General features: G+C 44.2%; 21 protein-coding genes and 1 riboswitch. Of the genes, 6 read left to right on the forward strand and 15 right to left on the reverse strand.

Annotated elements, in window-relative coordinates:
- Nucleotides 1–3: 3 nt before the first annotated feature.
- The 6 genes from AS29_RS21690 to metK all read right to left on the reverse strand — a co-directional run bounded on the left by AS29_RS21690 (nt 4) and on the right by metK (nt 7468).
- On the reverse strand, nt 4–1662 hold the full coding sequence (locus tag AS29_RS21690; RefSeq protein ID WP_231889904.1) for an ABC transporter permease: 1659 nt from the start codon (nt 1660–1662) through the stop codon (nt 4–6).
- Complete coding sequence (locus tag AS29_RS04540) at nt 1643–2875, reverse strand: ABC transporter substrate-binding protein (RefSeq protein ID WP_035409807.1); 1233 nt, start codon at nt 2873–2875, stop codon at nt 1643–1645. Before AS29_RS04540 ends, AS29_RS21690 begins: the two co-directional genes overlap by 20 nt.
- 118 nt (nt 2876–2993) lie before the next feature.
- A complete protein-coding gene (msrB, locus tag AS29_RS04545; protein ID WP_442854515.1) occupies nt 2994–4136 on the reverse strand; it encodes a peptide-methionine (R)-S-oxide reductase MsrB in 1143 nt (380 codons plus the stop codon).
- A gap of 2 nt (nt 4137–4138) precedes the next feature.
- The gene (locus tag AS29_RS04550; protein ID WP_035409809.1) at nt 4139–5182 is read right to left on the reverse strand and encodes a sensor histidine kinase; all 1044 of its coding nucleotides are present in this window, start codon (nt 5180–5182) and stop codon (nt 4139–4141) included.
- Nucleotides 5179–5868, reverse strand: coding sequence for a response regulator transcription factor (locus tag AS29_RS04555; protein ID WP_035409811.1), 690 nt, complete (start codon nt 5866–5868; stop codon nt 5179–5181). The genes AS29_RS04550 and AS29_RS04555 overlap by 4 nt, the downstream gene beginning before the upstream one ends.
- Before the next feature lie 406 nt (nt 5869–6274).
- A complete protein-coding gene (gene metK, locus AS29_RS04560) occupies nt 6275–7468 on the reverse strand; it encodes a methionine adenosyltransferase (RefSeq protein WP_035409813.1) in 1194 nt (397 codons plus the stop codon).
- Nucleotides 7469–7683: 215 nt separating this feature from the next.
- Nucleotides 7684–7813: riboswitch (SAM riboswitch) on the reverse strand.
- 212 nt (nt 7814–8025) lie between these two features.
- Between metK and AS29_RS21260 the strand changes: the two genes are divergently transcribed.
- Nucleotides 8026–8550: a hypothetical protein gene (locus AS29_RS21260; protein WP_156505867.1), complete on the forward strand. Its 525-nt coding sequence runs from the start codon at nt 8026–8028 to the stop codon at nt 8548–8550.
- Between the two features lie 411 nt (nt 8551–8961).
- The gene (gene pckA, locus AS29_RS04565) at nt 8962–10548 is read left to right on the forward strand and encodes a phosphoenolpyruvate carboxykinase (ATP) (protein ID WP_035409817.1); all 1587 of its coding nucleotides are present in this window, start codon (nt 8962–8964) and stop codon (nt 10546–10548) included.
- Nucleotides 10549–10607: 59 nt separating this feature from the next.
- Here pckA and AS29_RS04570 read toward each other — a convergent pair whose 3' ends face one another.
- The 3 genes from AS29_RS04570 to AS29_RS04580 form a co-directional block, all read right to left on the reverse strand.
- Nucleotides 10608–13079 (reverse strand): alginate lyase family protein, encoded by a 2472-nt coding sequence (locus tag AS29_RS04570; RefSeq protein WP_035409818.1) that lies wholly within the window; start codon nt 13077–13079, stop codon nt 10608–10610.
- 167 nt (nt 13080–13246) lie between these two features.
- A complete protein-coding gene (locus AS29_RS04575) occupies nt 13247–13489 on the reverse strand; it encodes a DUF2584 domain-containing protein (RefSeq protein ID WP_035409820.1) in 243 nt (80 codons plus the stop codon).
- Between the two features lie 42 nt (nt 13490–13531).
- Nucleotides 13532–14323 carry an alpha/beta hydrolase family protein gene (locus AS29_RS04580; protein WP_035409821.1) on the reverse strand — a complete coding sequence of 264 codons (792 nt, stop codon included), beginning with the start codon at nt 14321–14323 and terminating at the stop codon, nt 13532–13534.
- Nucleotides 14324–14473: 150 nt separating this feature from the next.
- On the opposite strand from AS29_RS04580, the gene AS29_RS04585 reads away from it, so the two are divergent.
- From AS29_RS04585 to AS29_RS04595, 3 genes are read left to right on the forward strand one after another with little or no spacing between them, the layout of a single operon-like run.
- Nucleotides 14474–15436, forward strand: a complete 963-nt coding sequence (locus AS29_RS04585; protein WP_197491576.1) for an ABC transporter substrate-binding protein — start codon at nt 14474–14476, stop codon at nt 15434–15436.
- 15 nt (nt 15437–15451) lie between these two features.
- Nucleotides 15452–16222 (forward strand): ABC transporter ATP-binding protein, encoded by a 771-nt coding sequence (locus AS29_RS04590; protein ID WP_035409825.1) that lies wholly within the window; start codon nt 15452–15454, stop codon nt 16220–16222.
- Nucleotides 16209–17021 (forward strand): ABC transporter permease, encoded by an 813-nt coding sequence (locus AS29_RS04595; protein WP_035409827.1) that lies wholly within the window; start codon nt 16209–16211, stop codon nt 17019–17021. The genes AS29_RS04590 and AS29_RS04595 overlap by 14 nt, the downstream gene beginning before the upstream one ends.
- A 30-nt stretch (nt 17022–17051) precedes the next feature.
- On the opposite strand, the gene ytkD is transcribed toward AS29_RS04595, so the two are convergent.
- The 3 genes from ytkD to AS29_RS04610 form a co-directional block, all read right to left on the reverse strand.
- Entirely contained in the window at nt 17052–17525 is a 474-nt protein-coding gene (gene ytkD, locus AS29_RS04600) for an RNA deprotection pyrophosphohydrolase (RefSeq protein ID WP_035409829.1), read from the reverse strand.
- 68 nt (nt 17526–17593) lie between these two features.
- Nucleotides 17594–17929 carry a hypothetical protein gene (locus AS29_RS04605; RefSeq protein ID WP_035409830.1) on the reverse strand — a complete coding sequence of 112 codons (336 nt, stop codon included), beginning with the start codon at nt 17927–17929 and terminating at the stop codon, nt 17594–17596.
- A 63-nt stretch (nt 17930–17992) separates the two neighbouring features.
- The gene (locus AS29_RS04610; protein WP_035409832.1) at nt 17993–18391 is read right to left on the reverse strand and encodes a phage holin family protein; all 399 of its coding nucleotides are present in this window, start codon (nt 18389–18391) and stop codon (nt 17993–17995) included.
- 117 nt (nt 18392–18508) lie between these two features.
- Here AS29_RS04610 and AS29_RS04615 point away from each other — a divergent pair, with 117 nt between their 5' ends.
- Nucleotides 18509–18712, forward strand: a complete 204-nt coding sequence (locus AS29_RS04615) for a hypothetical protein (protein ID WP_035409834.1) — start codon at nt 18509–18511, stop codon at nt 18710–18712.
- Nucleotides 18713–18825: 113 nt separating this feature from the next.
- On the opposite strand, the gene AS29_RS04620 is transcribed toward AS29_RS04615, so the two are convergent.
- From AS29_RS04620 to AS29_RS04630, 3 genes are read right to left on the reverse strand one after another with little or no spacing between them, the layout of a single operon-like run.
- On the reverse strand, nt 18826–19269 hold the full coding sequence (locus AS29_RS04620; RefSeq protein ID WP_035409836.1) for a MarR family winged helix-turn-helix transcriptional regulator: 444 nt from the start codon (nt 19267–19269) through the stop codon (nt 18826–18828).
- A gap of 35 nt (nt 19270–19304) precedes the next feature.
- A complete protein-coding gene (locus AS29_RS04625) occupies nt 19305–19652 on the reverse strand; it encodes a hypothetical protein (protein ID WP_035409839.1) in 348 nt (115 codons plus the stop codon).
- A gap of 16 nt (nt 19653–19668) precedes the next feature.
- Nucleotides 19669–20193: an NAD(P)H-dependent oxidoreductase gene (locus AS29_RS04630; RefSeq protein WP_035409840.1), complete on the reverse strand. Its 525-nt coding sequence runs from the start codon at nt 20191–20193 to the stop codon at nt 19669–19671.
- Nucleotides 20194–20196: the final 3 nt, after the last annotated feature.

The raw sequence follows: 20196 nt of genomic DNA on the forward strand, positions 1-20196 counted from the left end.
TTCTCAAAACCTCCCTTTATATGGAGCAAGGATCCGGTACACCGCTTCAAATGCTATCCAAACTCCGATGGGAATGATGGCAAACAGCAGTGAGAAAGCGGCCATAACTGCTGTATCCGCCTGTTCAAAATAAGGAAAATAGACAAGAGCAAGCGTCAATACACTCCCTCCGCCTATTAAGCTTGTTAAAATAAACTGGCCAAGCGATATAACAAAAATCAGGAATGCAGAGGAACGGAATGAAGAAAGCAGGAGCGGAAGATGGATGGACATAAAAATCTCCAATCCTGATGCTCCAAGCGTTTTAGCCTGCTGCTCAAAGCTTTGCCCCATTTGTTCAAAGCCTGCTCTGAATATTTTGATGGTATACGGAAGAGTTGGGAGAAGCTGAATCAGCACGACCCCGCTCCACTCATTTGCCAAACCGAGGCGGATAAACGCTATATGCAATCCCATTGCAATAAGCAATGCAGGAATTAGAATTGGAGCGAGAAGAATTGTCTCCGCGAGCGTCTTTCCTTTAAATTGCCGGAAAGCCAAAGCCCGTGCCGCTGGAATGCCTGCTGCAAAGTTCAGCAGCACGACAGCCGTTCCGATACCGACTGATGTCCATATGGACTGTACAAGCAGCGGATCTTCTGCAATCACCCTCCAGGCTCTCCATGTAAATTCCGAATTCAAGAGATGATTCCGGTCTCTTTGCATCACACTGCTAGCGATTAGAGCACCAATCGGAAGAAATACGAAGAGTAAATAAATGCTGAGAACAGCGGCGGAGCCTTTTTTCCTGAAAACGGTGATTCCAGAACTGGACGGTACCATTCTTCTTTTTCTGCCCCATAAAAAATAGAAAATAGCAGTCACCAATATAATTAAAACGGTGACGGTGATCATCGCCGCATATGCCAATGGGCGCTGTGACCAATCCCCGTTGTAAAACCAGTCAAAAGCCAAAACAGAAACCATCTTAGGGAATGTGATCCCAAGCAGTGCCGGTACCTCATAAGCTGTCAGGATAAAAGCGAATAAGATCAGAAAGGTCTCAATAAGGACAGGGAACACCACTGGCCATTCTGCCGTTTTAAAAACGTCCCACCGCGATCCCCCAAGTGAGGTAATGACGTCCTTCCTCCTGCCATCCATAGAAAGATAGAGGGGCAGGAGCATCAAAATCACAAAAGGAATTTCCTTCGTGACGTACGTAAGGATTATTCCTATCCCCCATTCGTCTCTGATCAGGACGGGAAATTGCCCGGGCTGCTGCAGAAAACCAATCTCTGTCAGCACCTGAGGAATCCAGCCCGTCTGATCAAGCAGCAGCAAAAGCATGTATCCCCAGACAAAATGGGGAAAAAGAATGGGGGACCAGGCAAGCAGCTTAAAAAAAGGACGCCTCATAAATGGGGCTATTTTTCTCGTAATCCATAATCCTGCTGCAATGGCGAGCAGCGATGAGATCAAGGCAAGTGAAAAACTGTATAAAAAGGACATTCGAAAGCTTTTCCCATTCCAGATCTCTGCATAGGCTTTTAAACTTATATTTCCATCCATTGCTGCACTTTCATACAGTGAAAAAAGAATTCCGGACAGGAGCAGGATTCCCGATAAAACAAGAGCCGGTATAACCGCACCCGGCACCGATCTATTTTTGAACCACTTCATTCGTCCAGTTCTCCTTTAACCAGTTCACATACCGTGAATCAATCTCCGGAAGGAAAGCATCTTTTAATTGCTCCGGCTTCAACACGCTGTCTCCCCGCTTAATTTCATCGTATTCAGCCTTCTGCTGATTGGATAGCTTTGAATAATCCAAAGCCGGACTCTCCCCCCAATATTCCGGTGAGAGCTTTTTGATTTGTGCTTCCGGTGAAAGCAGGAAATTTATTGACGCTAATGCCCCCTCTTTATTTGAGCTATTGGCTGGTATGGCGAGGAAATGCGTATTCCCAATCGAGCCTGATTCAAGAACAAAGGACCGGGTTGATTCAGGGAATACGCCTTTTTCAATAAGACTCTCTGCGCGGGCCTCATTATAGCCCATTGTCATGGCAACCTCCCCATTAGCGTAGAGCTTATCAAGCTCGGTCAGATCATTCGGATAGAGCTTTCCCTTCTTCCAGAGATAGGGCTCCAGCTCATTTAAATCCTTCCAAAGCCGGTCACTGCCTGTTTTTGCAAATTTTTCATCATATCCTTTATCGAGAAGACCCTTTGCCCCGCCTGCTGATTCATAAAACAAATGTCTGATAAAAGCATTTCCTGTGAAATCTTTCGGATCAGGGTAGGCGAACTGGCCGGGATTGGCTTTCACCCATTTCTTTAAATCCTCTATCGTTTTAGGCGGATCCATAATTTTAGATGAATCATAATGGAAGACAAACTGCACTTTCCCCCATGGTGCTTCATAACCCTTTGTTTCCAGACCGAAGTCATAAAGGTTTTCAAGGGATTTTGTATCGTAGTATTTCGTGTAATTCGGCAGTTTTTCAGTAATCGGGCCAAGAAGCAGATTGTTTTGCTTGGCGTTCTTAAAGTTCTCTCCATTCAGCCAAACAATATCGATCGTTCCTTCTGTCTGTCCTGTTCTTTTCTCTGTTTCCAGTTTTTGAAGAATTTCAGGGGTATCCATTGGAACTCTTTCTAAAAGGATATTGTTTTTTTCTTTGACCGCCGGTTTCACGTACTCATCTATATAAGCATTGATCCCAGGGTCACCGCCCCACATGAAGAGCCTCACTTTTCTCCCCGCAGCCTCTTTTTCAATATCCGACCAGCTGGATGCAAGAACTTTTTGGCTGTCCTTTTCTGTATCGGCCTTGGAAGAGCAGCCTGCTAATGCCAGTATAATCATAAATAAGACCAATAATCGCTTCATGCACAATCCCCTTTTACGTTAAGATAGACAGATATTAATACCCCAAGAGACCTATATTGAATCCTCAATCAGAACATCAAGCATCCAAAAGGCCGGCCATTCAAGCCAGCCTTCCATTTCACTTAAATTCATCTGCGAATTCTCCATAGCCTTTTTTCTTAAGATCTTCCTTTGGAATAAATTTCAGCGCTGCAGAGTTCATGCAATAGCGGAGTCCTGTAGGCTTTGGCCCGTCATCAAAAACGTGCCCAAGATGAGAGTCAGCGTACTTGCTTCGTACCTCTGTCCTTGTCATAAACAGACCGTTATCCTCTTTTTCAACGATATTCCCGGGAACAAGCGGCTTGGTGAAGCTTGGCCAGCCGGTTCCAGAATCGAATTTATCCTTTGAACTGAACAGCGGTTCACCAGATACGATGTCTACATATATTCCGTCGTCCTTCAAATCATGATAGGCATTGCTGAACGACCGCTCCGTCCCATCCTTTTGGGTCACCTTGTATTGCTCTGCAGAAAGAGTTTTTTTCAGCTCTGCATCAGAAGGCTTTTTAAAATCCGCATAGCTTGAGACAGCTTTTGATTTTTCCTTTATTTTCACTTCACGGTCTTTCCCCCAGGCTTCATCTAAAAACTGGTCGCGTCCTGAATTGTTTCTGTAAAATTTATATTGAACCGAGCTCTTTTTATAATAATCCTGATGGTATTCTTCAGCTTGATAAAACGTATCCGCGCTTCTGATTTCAGTCACGAGCTTGGAATCGAACCTTTTCGATGCCTGCAGATCTGCTTTGGATTTTTCTGCTGCTGCTTTTTGCTCCTCGCTGTGATAGAAAATAGCGGACACATACTGATCTCCTCTGTCTACAAATTGACCGCCGCTGTCTGTCGGATCGATCTGCCTCCAAAATACTTGAAGCAGCTCATCATAGGAAATTTTAGAAGGATCGTAAACAACCTGCACCGCTTCAACATGTCCAGTGGAGCCTGAGGAAACCTCTTCATAGGAAGGATTTTTCTTTTCTCCGCCTGTGTAGCCTGAAATGACTTCGTAAACGCCGTCCAGTTTTTCAAACGGCGGTTCCATGCACCAGAAGCATCCTCCTGCAAAGGTTGCTGTCGCTTTTGTTGAATCAGCCTCCACCGCTTCAACAGGCTGTGTTCCATAGGACCGTTTCGTAAAATATTCCCCCAAATTCGGGGCAACCACAAACAAAATAGCTGCAATACCCGCTATGACAATAATCGGCACCCAGATTTTCATGGTCATTCTCCTTTCTGTTTTAGCGGAAGCGAAAACCAAAATTCACTTCCTTTGCCCTCTTCGCTTCTAACACCCATCTCTCCATGATGGAGAGCGATAAATTCTTTTGCAATCGCAAGGCCTAGCCCTGACCCCCCCAGTGCTTTGTTTCTTGACTTTTCTGCTCGGTAAAACCGTTCAAAAATCCGCTTCTGATCGGATAATGTTATTCCCTGTCCCTGATCCTTCACGGAAAATAGGACGGATTGGTCCGCTTGCTTTACTCTAAGCAAAATTACACTGCCAACAGGCGAATGGGCAACTGCATTTTGAATAAGGTTCGATAAGACTCTCATAATCTGATCTCTGACAATTGGGACTGCCGGTATTCCATTCTCCATAAGGACTTCTGGCTGCACTTGTTTTTCTTTAAAAATAAGCTCAAACTGCTGGAGAACATCCAGAACAAGCTGATCAGCATGGACGGTTTCAGGACGGAATGGTATCTGCTTGCTATCAAGCTGGGACAGTTCGAATAGCTCTTGAATCAGCTTGCTTAAACGATTGGATTCCTTTTTAATAGTTTCAAGGTACTCATTTCTCTCCTGCTCACTTTTCACTACGCCATCCTGAAGTGCTTCAACATAGGACAAAATGGAGGCAATTGGTGTTCTCAGATCATGCGATACATTGGCAATCAGCTCCGTTTTGTAAGCCTCCGATCTCTTTACTTCCTGAAACATGTGATCCAGCTTCTTCGCCATTTCATTAAAATGGCTGCCAAGCTCTTTAATTTCAGCGGGACCTTTTTCAGAAACCCTGACCGCAAACTGGCCCTCTGACATTTTCTTCGATTCAGATTTCACCTGGTTTACAGCTTTCATAAGCGGACCCGTTAGAAAAAAATGAGCCAGAGCAGAAATGGAACCCGCAGCGAAAGTAATAATCGTCAAGATTAAAATGGATTCATTAGGGATCGACATCTGCACAAAACTAATCAGCAAAAACATCAGGATCAGCAGTGTGCTTAAAAAATTTGCCAAGATGAGAAGCGTTCTGATTTTCATACCGGCTGCTCCAATTTATAGCCGATTCCCCATACCGTTTTAATATACTGAGGTTCTGCTGGATTGAGTTCAAGCTTCTCTCTCAGTCTCCGGACATGTACATTGACGGTATTTCCATCTCCTGAAAAATCATATCCCCACACCTTTTCAAGCAGCTGGGACCTGGAGAATACTTGAGACGGGTGACTGGCAAGCAGCCAGAGCATATCAAACTCTTTGGCGGTCATCTCTATGATTTTTTCACCCGCTTTAACTTGTCTTGTCGATAATTCGATGGAAATAGAGCCGACTGTAATGGACTGCTTTTCTGCGATTTTGTATTTCGAGGTCCGCCTTAACATGTTCTTCACTCTTAATACAAGTTCTCTGGGGCTGAACGGTTTGGTTAAGTAATCGTCCGCCCCTAAGGTTAAGCCAAGGAGCCGGTCCCGTTCCTGTCCCAGAGCCGTGAGCATGATGATTGGAACATCCTCGTCCTCCATTCGGATTTCCTCTGCAGCAGTCCAGCCGTCCTTTTCAGGCATCATGAGATCAAGAACGATCAAATCTGGTCTTCCCCTTTTCCACTGCTCGACCGCCTCAAATCCATTGACCGCTGAATCAACCCTGTAGCCTTCTCTTTCCAGATAGCGCCGGCAAACATCGAGAATAGCAGGTTCATCATCAACAAGTAATATTTTCTGCATGTGTATTGACCCCTTTGATCTATACTTTCTTTATCCAACAGAGTGTCTTAGAAAAAAGCTCTTACTTTACTATATCCCAGCCAGCCAATCTCGCCTAAGAATCATGCTCTCTGCTCTTAATCGCATCATAAACCCGGAAAATTATGAAAGGATAAGGAAATGATTAAATAAGTATGAACAATTCATTTTTTTATGGAAATGCTTCAGCTCTGAAGCAGGATGACTGCTGCCATTAACCCTAAACTGGCTGATCTTTCTAACAAGAAAACGTGATAAATGGATAAAAAGATCATTTTTATTATCTCCAATCTCTTGAACATAAAAAAACGTCCGGAACGGTTACGTTCCAGACGTTTTTGCTTTTTATAGCTGCTGTCTTAAGCAAGTCTTCCCATACGGGAATTGATTAAAGGACTGAGCGAAGTGCTTCTGCTTTGTCTGTTTGCTCCCATGGAAGCTCAACATCTGTACGGCCGAAGTGACCGTATGCAGCAGTTTGTTTGTAAATTGGACGGCGAAGATCAAGCATTTTGATAATGCCTGCAGGGCGAAGATCAAAGTTATTGCGGACCGCTTCAACAAGAACTTCCTCGCTTGCTTTGCCTGTTCCGAATGTATCGATGGAGATGGATACCGGCTGTGCTACCCCGATTGCGTACGCAAGCTGAACTTCACATTTGTCAGCAAGCCCGGCAGCAACGATGTTTTTCGCAACGTAGCGAGCTGCATAAGCCGCAGAACGGTCAACTTTTGTAGCATCCTTACCAGAGAATGCTCCACCGCCGTGACGAGCATATCCGCCATACGTATCAACGATGATTTTACGGCCAGTAAGACCTGCATCACCTTGAGGTCCTCCGATCACGAAGCGGCCAGTCGGATTGATGAAATATTTCGTGTTCTCATCAATCAATTCTGCAGGAACTACAGGTTTGATAACAAATTCTTTAAGGTTGCGCTGAATTTGCTCCAAAGAAATTTCAGGGTGATGCTGTGTAGAAATAACAATTGTATCTACACGAACCGGTTTGTTGTTTTCATCATATTCAACCGTAACTTGCGTTTTACCGTCTGGACGAAGGTATGGAAGAATTTCTTCCTTGCGTACTTCTGTCAGACGGCGCGCCAATTTGTGTGCAAGTGAAATAGGAAGAGGCATTAGCTCCTTCGTTTCGTTGCATGCAAATCCGAACATCAGCCCTTGGTCACCCGCTCCAATTGCATCAATCTCAGCGTCTGTCATTTGGCCTTCACGTGCTTCAAGTGCCTGGTCAACTCCCATTGCGATGTCAGCTGACTGCTCATCGATCGAAGTAAGAACTGCACATGTTTCAGCATCGAAACCGTATTTTGCGCGTGTATAGCCGATTTCCTTAACCGTTTCACGAACAATTTTAGGGATATCGACATAAGTCGAAGTCGTGATTTCTCCAGCTACAAGAACAAGTCCTGTTGTAACAGATGTTTCACAAGCTACACGTGCATTCGGATCGTTGGCAAGAATGGCATCCAAAATGGAGTCTGAAATTTGGTCACAAATCTTATCCGGATGTCCTTCCGTAACGGATTCTGATGTGAAAAGATGGCGTTTAATCGACATAGTAATTCCTCCTCTGAAAATTAAGCTGTTCTATTGGTAAGGTTCAGTTATGTACTTCCCCTCTTTTTTTGAGACGGAACTCGTTCCCATTACTTATCTTTCGCTTTAATTTAAGAATCTTTCCCTTACAATAGCCTTAAAGGAAAAAGATTCCAGACTGCATAAAAAAACCCTTCCCACTTAATAGAGGAAAGGAGTTGATTTTCAGCCTTTCACTCTTATCGCTCAAGGACTACAGCCTTGCGTCAGGTTAGCACCTTTGCATGAGTGAAAACATTACGTTTTCAAGTCTTGCAGGTTGCTGGGCTTCATAGGGCCTGTCCCTCCGCCAGCTCGGGATAAGAGAATCCGTTCAAGGACATATATTACCCCAAATTTCCCGCAAATGTCAACAAAAAATGACAAGCTTTCTCCCAAAAAAGTCAGGGCAGCAGGAAAGATGGGCTTATGATGGATTCAGCTATGGATTTATTTTAGTTGGGTGTGAGTTTTGCTTTTTGTTCGGCGGGGCACCATTTGAGAGGATTTGGGCCGTTTTCTGGCGGGTTTGGCTTCGTATGTGGCCGGTCACGATCGCTTTTCGCTTTTCGGCCGATCAGATCGGTTTTCCAGCGGATCCCTTCGCTATTTCGGCCAAACTATTTTTTCCAGCCGGTCTGGTACGTTTTGCAGCCAGTCCTGCTTCGTTTCCGGCCGATCAGCTCAGTTTTCCAGCCAATCCCATCACTTTTCCAGCCAAACTATTTTTTCCAGCCGATCTGGTACGATTTCCAGCCAGTCCTGCTTCGTTTCCGGCCGATCAGCGCGGTTTTTCAGCCAATCCCATCACTTTTCCAGCCAAACTATTTTTTCCAGCCGGTCTGGTACGTTTTCCAGCCAGTCCTGCTTCGTTTCCGGCCGATCAGCGCGGTTTTTCAGCCAGTCCTGCTTCGTTTCCAGCCGATCAGCGCGGTTTTCCAGCCGATCCCTTCGCTATTCCGGCCAAACTATTTTTTCCAGCATTGCGTACTATCCGAACGTGCGTATACGCACCTGCGAAATTTACCAAACCATGTCGGATAGTCGATATATTGAGAAAATAGACGATATAATTTTTTTTCGGTCGATATATTTAAATTTTGGTCGATATAATTTTTTTTCGGTCGATATACTCATATTTCGGTCGATATATTGTGTAATGCTTCTCAACCACTCAAGTTTCCCAGCCGATTTAAAACCTTTTCACCCGATCCCACTTCATTTACGGCGAATCAGCACGCTTTTCAGCTGATTCCGATCATGTTCCGGCCAATCAGCCCCGTTTTCCAGCCGTTCCCGCTCCGTGTCCAGCCCAATCAGTCCCGCTTCCAAGCCAAATTTATCAGGATCTGGTTAAACGCGGTGGCACTTTCCAAGTTCGAGCGTAAAATACATCAATTAGTATAGACTATTAACTTAAATGTGTTATACTAATTATGAGAACTACTTAATCACAAGCAAAGGAAGGTATGGGGATGAATTCACTTGCGGCAACAAACGGGCTTTCGCTTTTACTTGAAGGGGAGAATGTTTTTCAAAACTTATCGGTACCGCAGCTAGTTGAAAAAATTCTATCAAGAAACGAAGCCGTTCTTACTTCAACCGGTGCCATCCGTGCAACGACTGGAGCTTATACAGGGCGTTCGCCTAAAGATAAATTTATTGTAAAAGAAAATATCGTAAATAGCAAAATTGATTGGGGCAGTGTGAATCAGCCAATCTCAAGCGAGACATTCGATAAGCTTTACAATAAGGTTCTTTCATACTTAAAAATGCAGAATGAATTGTTTGTGTTTGATGGGTTTGCCGGTGCAGATGAAAGGTATCGCCTGCCGATCAAAGTAGTCAATGAGTTCGCCTGGCACAATCTTTTTGCAAATCAGCTGTTCATCCGTCCGGACGGAGAAACAGCTTCAAACAATATCGAGCCTTTTACCATTGTATCAGCACCAAATTTTAAAGCAGATCCTTCTGTAGATGGAACAAATTCAGAGACCTTCATTATCATTTCATTTGAGAAAAGAACCATCCTGATTGGCGGGACGGAATACGCAGGTGAAATGAAAAAGTCTGTTTTCTCCATCATGAACTATCTGCTTCCTGAAGCCGGCATTTTCCCAATGCACTGCTCGGCAAATGTGGGCCAGGAAGGCGATGTGGCCCTGTTTTTCGGATTGTCCGGTACAGGGAAAACGACTTTGTCAGCTGACCCGAACCGCAAGCTGATCGGAGACGATGAGCATGGCTGGTCTTCAAGCGGTGTTTTCAATATTGAAGGCGGATGCTATGCAAAATGCATCAGCCTGTCCAAGGAAAAGGAACCGCAGATTTTCAATGCGATTCGCTTCGGTTCTGTTCTTGAAAATGTTGTAGTGGATGAGGAAACGAGAATAGCGGACTATGACCATGCATTTTACACGGAGAATACGAGAGCAGCCTACTCTCTTGATTCCATGGATAATATCGTGCTGCCAAGCATTGCCGGTCATCCGAATACGATTATTTTCCTGACAGCGGATGCATTTGGTGTGCTCCCTCCAATCAGCAAGCTTACGAAGGAGCAGGCCATGTATCATTTCCTAAGCGGCTATACAAGCAAGCTTGCAGGAACTGAGCGCGGAATTACCTCTCCGCAGGCTACGTTCTCTACCTGCTTTGGATCTCCGTTTTTGCCGCTTCCTGCACAGCGCTACGCTGAAATGCTCGGCAAGAAAATTGAAGAGCATAATGCAGATGTCTATCTTGTTAATACAGGCTGGACTGGCGGGGAATACGGTACAGGCAAACGCATGAAGCTTGAGTACACGAGAGCAATGGTTCAGGCTGCTCTTGAAGGAGATCTTGCTTCAGCAGAAATGCTGACGGATCAGATTTTCGGCCTTCAAATTCCTGCACATGTTCCCGGTGTGCCGGATGAAGTGCTTATCCCATCCAAAACATGGGCAGATCAGAAGGCATATGAAGCGAAAGCAAAACAGCTGGCTGAAAAATTCAACCATAACTTTACGAAGTTTTCTTCCATCAGAAAAGATATCGCTGAACTTGGAGGACCACTCGTTTAATAAGGAGATCCATCTAAAAGAGGAGCATCCGAATACCCCCGGATGCTCCTCTTCTTCGTTTATTTTTGAAAAGCCATGATGTAACGGCCTTGGGATACCGTTTTCCATGCTTTTCCGTTAACTGAAACAGACGTGATCGTTCCTTTGTTAAAGACAAGTGTCGTGTTTTCAAGTGTTTCTGCTTCTTTCAAGGTTACTTTTAACTCTCCGTTTGCAGCAATACTCGCGCTCAGGTTATCATCAAAACGATAATCTGCTCTTTTCCTTGATGCTGCCTTAGCGGCCGTTAATTTTCCTGCTGTTTTTTCCTGATGATTCTGGAAAAAATGATACGTTCCGGATGGGCTGTCAGCTCTTATGCCATATTGTCCGACTCTCTTTCCAGTTACAGGTGGTGTATTCGGCTTTGTATAAGGCTGGAGAATGGTGACAAATTGTGCTGCGTTCCCCGTTACTCTTTGGATTATCGTTGGAGTCAGCTGACTTGGCGATGTAGAGGGACCTGGACCATCTGCTGTGAATACAGATGATTTTTCAAATGGGATGGAGAATGTGCGAAGTCCTTTTCCATTTTGATCCCAGGAGCTTCTCCAAGGAGACTCGATGCTCCCAGATCCTTTTGGGTTTTTCAGGTGTTCATAGCCTCCTCCCCTTCCGATCGGGCTGCCAAGCGGCTGAAGAGGCAATTCCGTTTCAAATTCCCCCAGGCCATGCAATGCCAGGTCATACTGATGGGTTTTGGCGTCATCTTTAACGAAAAACCAGTCCAGCATAAATTCATCTTCCATCCACATGCTTCTTTCATACGTGACACCTTCATATGCGCCATCTGCCGCTGCATACATATATTTAAAATTCGGACTGCTGGAGAAAATCGGCATTTCTCCCTTTGTTTCACTTTGTGATTTTCCATCAATCGTAACCGTATTATGGCTGATGGATTGCTTATACCATCCCCTGTAAAGCGGATGAGTATATCCAGGTGTGCCAAAGTCAGGCGCCAAAAGCATCCCTGCTCCATATAAATCGATATTCAGCTTATCATAATGCCCGTGAGAGCCTCCATGTTCTCCGTAATCCATCAAAACATAGGACTGCTCGTCTCTGGAATCCGGGTGTCTTAATATAGCCTGGCCAATGCTCGTAAGCTGAAGGGATTCTGTTGGCACTTCAGCGGCCTCTTCAATGCTGTCGCTTCCGAAAAATAGAGCAAAATCACCTGTACGGCTCAATTTTTCGTATTTTGTATGGAGAAACCAGGCATAGCCCGTATCTTTATATTTTGAATAGGCAAGCTCATAATCATTATATCCGCGGGAGGATGTATAGCTCGTGATCGTGCTCCCGAATTTTCCACCGTCATTATTCGCAGGCTGAACAAAATTCGGATAGCTGTATAAAAGCGGGATATCAAACATTTTTTTAAACTTTTCAATACTGTACAAGTCGTAGCCCCAATGGGACGCCGTTTGCGCCAATATACTAAGCGGAGCCAATGCATACGTGTGATAGGCCATGGACCCCTCCCACCAGAATCCATCCTCGAGAACGGCTTCATCCATTAGGAAGTAAAATCCGCGCTTTCCGTTAATGGCTTCATCAAGAAGCTGCTTATTACCCGCCGCAGCACCAATCATTCCAATGGCTGCATTGTGCCATGCCTGCCAGTTGGATTTGCTGTACGGATTTTGCTTCAATGTTTCAGCAATCGGGAAAAGCAATTCTTTCTCAACTTTTTCCTTTTCTTCCGCCGTGAAGGATCGGCTGCTGTATAGCAGGTCATAGCTTGAAGCCAGATCCACGGCACTAACCGCTTCGTCCAAAGATTGATAGTACCATCTTCCGCCCTTATCCTGCTTCGCAAAATCTTTATACATGTCCGCATATTGGAGCAATAGGTGCTGTGCAGCTTCTGCATAGGTTTCATTGCCGTTCAGAGCGAAAGCTGTTGCGAAAATCTTAATCTGTCTGACTCTTTCATTATGCTCGTAGGCTAGCCGTCCGGCTTCAATCTTTTCTCCTTCATATATTTGTTTATCGCTCGGGCAATAGTTTTGTCCATTCTTGTATTCGAGCGGCGTTCCATCCTTGCACACATACCATGAAGCATAGCCTGCAGGTTTTCGGGGGATGGTTTGATCAAGCTTAAGAAAGGAATTTGATTCGCTTTCAAGTCTCTTTAAATAATTTTTTGCCCATGTATCGTTTACAACTCTCTTTTTTGCTGTTTGAAGTTCTAATGCACCGATAAAGGATTGTGGTCTTGGATTAGCAGTTTGAGTGTTCATAACTGGAGTATACCCTGGGGCAGCGGTTGATGAACCGGGATGATTTACTGGTTTTGTATAGCGAATCGGAGCTGTTTTAAACTTTTCTGCTCTGGCTGAAACTAAAGACTCATAGCCAGGGGAATGGACGAACGCTTCGTTCAGCCTTCCTGAATCAGGATTTGATGCAGCGGCAACGGATGTGGAAGGGATAAGCAGCAGGGACAATACGAAAAGAACACCCTTAAAGGGTCGAAAAGTCAAAGTCATTACCTCCGAATTTTTGTGTCTTTCTCACTATTACATATCGACTAACTTACGGTATTATTTCACAATTTTTTATAAAAAAACGGGATTTTTTTCTTACTTTGATTTCCGCTGCTTCAGAGCCCGTCAGTCCAAAAATAAAAGAGTCCCATTAACAGGACTCCTTAGTTCGTTGAATTTAGTTTTATAAGCTGATAGGTAAGAATGGTCTTGCTGTTTTCCCATTCTACTTTATTGATGACCGCTCTCCCGCTTACTTCTCCCTCTTTTGTCTTTCTCACTTCTACTGGAAGATCCAGCGGATATAGTCGGTATCCATCCTTTTGGAGGGTAAATACGTTTTCTTCCATCCGCTTTTCTCTGCCCTTCGTTACAATCATCGTATTCAATTCAAGGGGCATTCCCATCTCAAATCTCTCCTTTTGCACAATTAGTATTAGTTTACCATATCAGACAGACGGCTGCCTTTTCATCCATTGTGTCAGTCTTTCAACCGTCTCCCTGTTTATATGCGGAGGAAAGTAATGCGTAAATTCCTCAAAGTACCACGCTTCAGCACTCTTTCCCAATTCAAGGGCCCGCTTTTCAAGAAGATATGAATGTTCAACGGACACGTTATGATCTTTAACTCCATGGATGATGAGCAGCGGAGCTTGTAATTTTTCCAGATTGTTGAGCGGTGTTCTATAGGAATAAGCGTCAGGCCGTTTATTTGGACTGCCTCCTATCACCCTTTTCATCATTCTCCTTAGATCCTCGCGTTCCTCATAGGTGAGGATCATGTCTGAGACGCCGCCCCATGTGACGACCGAACAGACATCACTTCTTTCATTTCCGGCTATTAGCGCCATAACTCCGCCTCTTGAAAATCCAAATACGTGGATTCTTTCTTCATCCGTTTTGGGATTCCTCATCAGAAGATCAATCGCTGAAAGAGCATCCTCCCTGTCTTCTCCTGCAAAATCTTCATTTCCTTCTCCACCTTGATTTCCCCGATAAAATGGAGCCATTACGACGAAGCCCTCTGAGGCGAATTGGACAATTCGGCCTGGCCGAACCATGCCTACTCCCTTTATTCCGCCTCTTAAATACAAGAACCCATCATAGGTTCCCTCTTTTTTAGGCTCAGCCAGCAGTCCTTTCACCTTCAGACCTCCTGACCAATAGGTGACAAGGTGCAGGTCAATATCAGGGTGTGGTGATGGATATTTCTGTTTATCTAAAATATCTCCATTTCTCATCTGCATCCCACTTTCTTATATAGGCATTCACACATTTTTATCTTTTTCATAGTTTATCTTAGATCAGATTATTGCGGTACGCGGCCTATTCTCAGGCGCAAAACCGACCAAAAGGAGGAACCGGATTTGAAAAAATGGTTCATCAGCTTAATGGCGCTTGTCCTAATAGCATTACCACTTTCAGCCTGCACGCAAAACAAGGTCCAGAAAATTCGAGTAGCGGAAGTGACCCGGTCTATTTTTTACGCTCCTCTTTACGTCGCTATCTCTAAAGGCTTCTTTAAGGATGAAGGTCTTGATGTCGAACTGACCACCGCATTCGGCGGTGATAAGACCATGACCGCACTTCTGTCTGGAGGAGCCGACGTTGCTCTTGTTGGTTCAGAAACTTCTATTTATGTAGAAGCTCAAGGATCCAAAGACCCGGTCATTAATTTCGCGCAGCTCACACAAACCGATGGCACCTTTCTTGTGGCAAGAAAAAAAACTGATTCGTTTGATTGGGATGATTTAAGAGGAAGCACGTTCCTTGGCCAGCGAAAAGGCGGAATGCCTCAAATGGCCGGAGAGTTTGTTTTGAAAAAGCATGGTATAGATCCGCAAACCGATTTGAACTTGATACAAAATATCGATTTTGCCAATATTGCCAATGCCTTTGCGTCTGGCACCGGGGACTATGTTCAGCTTTTCGAGCCGACGGCAAGCATCTTTGAAAAAGAAGGCAAAGGACATATTGTCGCTTCCTTTGGTACTGAATCCGGTCTAATCCCATACACCACGTTCATGTCCAAGGAAAGCTTTATTAAGAAAAATGGCGACTCGGTCCAGAAATTCACAAATGCAATTCAGAAGGCACAGAGCTGGGTAGAAAAGCACTCTGCTAAAGAAATTGCCGATGCCATTACCGAGCATTTTGAAGATACGGATCCTTCATTAATCGAAACGGTTGTCAGCAGATACAAGGAGCAAGGTTCATTTGCTAAAGATCCCATCCTTGACGAGAAAGAGTGGGAAAACCTTCAAAACATTATGAATGAAGCAGGCGAGCTTCCGAAGCATATCGATTACAGCAAACTTGTGAATACACAGTTTGCAGAAAAAGCTCCAAAATAGTAAGGAGGTTATAGGATGGCGTTCCTGTCCATACAAAATCTGTCTCATTCCTATTTTACAAAAGACACCATCGCAACCGCCCTAGAGGGCATCAGCCTGACCGTCGAAGAAGGAGAGTTTATCTCCTTTCTCGGCCCAAGCGGCTGCGGAAAAACCACTCTTCTTACCATTGTCGCAGGTCTGCTTCATCCAACAGAAGGAACGGTCCTGATCAGAGAAGAGCCAATTAAGGAAATGAGAAGAAAAATTGGTTATATGCTGCAGCAGGATTATCTTTTTCCCTGGAAAACCATCGAGGAAAATGTTCTGATCGGTCTTAAAACTCAAAAAAAGCTGACTCCGGAATCTGAAAAAAGGACCTTATCGCTTCTTCAGGAGATGGGGCTCTCATCAGTCGAAAAAAAATATCCACGGCAGTTATCCGGAGGGATGCGCCAGCGTGCGGCACTGATCAGGACATTGTCCACCGAACCTGACCTTCTGCTCCTGGATGAGCCGTTTTCAGCTTTAGATTATCAAACGAAACTCAAGCTTGAAGATCTCGTACAGCTCACGCTTCATGAATATGGGAAAACCGCTTTGCTTGTCACTCATGACATTGGCGAAGCAATTGCCATGAGCGACAGGATTTTTCTTTTTTCTGCGAATCCGGGGAAAATCGCTAAAATGTTTCCTATTCCCCGGGAAATTCGAGAACTGGCCCCTTTTGAGTCCAGGCAGCATCCTCTCTATAACGAACTATTCCAATCGATATGGAAGGAGCTGGATCAGCTTGAACAAGGTTAAAACTCATTTGGAGCAGCTTCATGACCATTATCTGGATCGGTTAAAGCGCGAAAAAATGGTCGTCCGTTTATACCAGCTCCTTATTTTTGCAGCATTTTTCAGTATCTGGGAAATCTCAAGCAAGAATAATTGGATAGATCCGCTTATATTCAGTGCACCATCAAAAATATGGCTGCTCTTTTTGGAGAAGTGGCAGGATGGAACGTTATACGCAAACGCCAGTGTCACAATTTTCGAAACGGTTCTTGGGTTTATTCTAGGAACGCTTGCAGGAACCCTCCTGGCTGCAATCCTTTGGTGGTCGCCAAGGCTGTCCAGGATACTGGATCCCTATCTGGTTATATTGAATGCTATGCCTAAGGTTGCGCTCGGCCCAATCTTAATTGTTGCAATCGGTCCCGGCTTCTTTTCCATCGTAGCAATGGGAGCGATCATTTCTGTCATTATTACCACCATCGTCGTTTACACATCCTTCAGGGGATTGGATCCGAATTATTTAAAGGTGCTGCAAACCTTTGGCGCCTCAAGGCTACAGCTTTTTAAAGAAGCCGTCCTCCCTGCTTCCTTTCCAGTCATTATTTCCTCCTTAAAGGTAAATGTAGGATTATCCTGGGTCGGGGTCATCGTAGGAGAATTTCTCGTATCATCCAAAGGCTTTGGATACATGATTATTTATGGCTTTCAAGTGTTCAATTTTACTCTGGTGTTTCTTAGCCTTCTGCTTATCGCCGTGTTTGCTACGATTATGTATCAGCTTGTCGATTGGCTTGAAAAAAGGCTGATTAAAAATTCGGATTGAAATAGGCTTGCCGGTTTGCGGCAAGCCCTTTTAGTCCTGTATGTTCCCTATAATCCGTTTTAAAGACTGCTGCAGCACTTCATCTTTCATAATGAAACTAAAACGCCTGTCCTGCTGTATATTATCAGGAAGTTCATCCAGAAGGACGGGACCCTTTGTTTCCATGTAATCATCCAGATGAATGAGTTCGGAAACGGCCGCATAGTAAATATTTTTTATAATTGTTTTTTCTTTTCCGGAAACACGATACTGCCCCATGTACTGGAGAGACGACACAATACCGCCTGTTTCCTCTTTTACTTCTCTAATTGCCGCTTCGTCTGCCGTCTCATTTTCCTCGACCTTGCCGCCGGGAAATTCATACCCGCGGTCCCCATGGTTGGTTAAAAGCCACTTATCCTGAAAGCGGCATACGACCCATACATGCTTCGGAAGGCTGGAAAATGGATTCTTTTCAAAAGATAGCTGAACCTGATTGTGGTAATAATCCTTAAAACGATACATGTGATCCCTCAATTTTCGACTTTTCCAATTCTATTTTATCACAATGGGATGACATTGTATAAATTCTGCTAGGTTTGATCCTCAATATTATTCAGAATCTTCTGCTCATCGATATGCTGCTTCGCCTCTGCATCCCCTAGTTCATAAATCATTCTATAGATATTCATGTTCGCCTGATCGACCGCATCATTAGGCCGGTCGAAGTGGTAAGGCAAATAGGGTACATGCGTCCTGAAAAAGCCTTTCCAGTCTGATGCATACTGCTGCTCAAAATAACTCCTCAGCTCAATGATTTGATCATCTGTCGCCTCAATACGGTAATCCCATACAGATGAATCAGACAGCTGTGATATTTCTCCGCTTCCAACTGTCACATAATACGTTTTCTTTTCAAAACCTTCCATAAACAATCACACCTTCAAGCCTTTTCCCTTATTTTGCAGCATCTTCATGCTTTTATTCGGCACTCACTTCTTCATTTTATTTTTAAGAAGATCAAGTGCGTCTTTCACAAATTGAGGAACCGGCAAGCCGCTGCTTGAAACGTGTGTAATAATATAAAGCATTTCGTAAAAAATATAAAAGATAATTGTAAAATCTTTTATGGAGAATCCCATCGGAATAACCTTGTCCAGTAAATTAGCAACAGCAACCATAATCAGAATCAGTGCTTTTTTGGAAATCTCAATGGAAATATCCCGTAATGACAATCCGCCATTTATCGACTTCGAAATCGCAAAACTAATAAATTCAATAACCATTAGAGCAAAAAGAACATACATCATCTGCTCTAATTCTCCAAGTAAAAATGTCAGAACCGTCATGGTGAAAGAATATAACGTCATGACATCTGCATCCTTGCTCACTTCATCCCTCCTTTCACTAGAGGTATAGTTTATGCTATTCATTACGGCCAGAGGGGTATGGACAAACATAAGAGTTAATGAAAAAGGGCTTATTTCTCAATAAAAAGGAGGCTTACCTTGGACTGGAAAGAACATTTTACAAAAGACATCGCCATGAACTTTCGAACCGATACAGAAGACTTGGAAGCTGCAATTGAAAGTTATGTAAACGGACTTTCAGAAGCAGAGGTTTTTCAGCTCACTAAAAACATGGATGCTGAGGACCTTAGAGATATCCTGGCTCAATCTATCCTGGATAAAGTAGAAAAAGAGACAGAATAACAAAAAAAAGCACATCCCTCTTTCGGATGTACTTCATAATGAACGATATAGGGCTGTCTGGATGATGCCTGCAGAATTTAGCATTCCACCATCATCCTGCCTTTAAAAAGTGCCTATTTCACGAAAGTATTCTGCTCAAGCTTATCAACTAAACAGAAAAAATCCGCAAGCTCCTTCTCATCAAAACAAGAAAAAAGTTCAGACGCCAGTTGATTGTGCGTGCCTTTAGCTTTCATCAAAAGCCGTTCTCCCTCAGCCGTAAGGGTTATGCGGATTTGTCTTCGATCGGATTCCAGATGGATTCTGTTCAGCCAGCCTCTTTTATGGAGCTGATTCGTTCCCATTGTGACAGCACTTGGCTTCACTTTTAATTTTTCTGCAAGCTGAGTTGTTCCCATTTCTCCATCTTTTCCAAGCAGCCATAAGATTTGCAGCTGGAATGGAGTAATCCCAAGCGGCTCGAGATTCTCCTTTACCAGCAATGAAACCTTTCTTTTAAATAAAATGGTCTTCTCCTGAACCCGCTCCAGCCATTCCATTTCCTTCGGATTGAACATGGCCCCACCTCTTTCCTAAAGGGCAGCCGCAGAATTTACTGCTGCTTCCCTTTATTCAATGTTTGCAAGGCTTTTCGATACGCATCATCATCCATTTTAGAATCGTGCGCTGCTTCCTCGCCCTCTATATTCTTAAATTGGGATAACGCTTTACGGTATGCATGATCATTCATATTGTTAGATTCCGAAGGAGCAGGTTCCGGTGAAGCAGCAGGTGCAGGATTTGTTTCTTTTTCATTCTGCTCTGCAGGCTGGCTGCCGTCCTGCTGCCTGCTGTTTGGCAGCTCGTTCCTGCCTTTCGACCTGGACATTGCCTTCGTATTCGCAATTATAATGACGGCAAGCAATATGACCGCAACTACTATTAATAAACCGCCTAACATCTGCACTCACCTACTGTTATTTTGACATGCGTTTCGTAACTTCTGCTACTCGTTCACCTAAAGCCATCCCTAACGCACGATCGCTTGCAGAAATGACTTCAGTGCTTTCTACAGGACACGTAATACCGGCTCCATAATAGGAACCGTAGAGAGCATTCTCAGGAGTGTTTCCCGGAAGTCCTGCAATAATCATCCCCTGATGAAGCATAGGAGTAATCAGGTTTAACAATGTGGCTTCAAGACCGCCATGGGTCGTTGCCGTTGTGCAAAAAACGGCTCCCACTTTATTGATCAGCTTTCCTTCTGCCCAAAGATAGCCCAGTTTATCAATCCAAGTCTTTAATCCGGCACTGATGGTACCGAAGTGACCCGGACATCCCCATATGATGGCATCCATCTCAGGAAGGTCATATACATCTGCGTCCTTGACGCTTTTTAGATAAACAGTGGCTTCTCTGGATTTTTCAGCACCTGCTGCAATTGCTTGGGCAAGAGCTTCCGTATGTCCGCCTTCACTGTCGTATACGATACAGATTTTCATTAT

It is taken from the genome of Bacillus sp. SJS (assembly GCF_000732485.2).
Lineage (GTDB): Bacteria > Bacillota > Bacilli > Bacillales > Bacillaceae > Metabacillus_B > Metabacillus_B sediminis.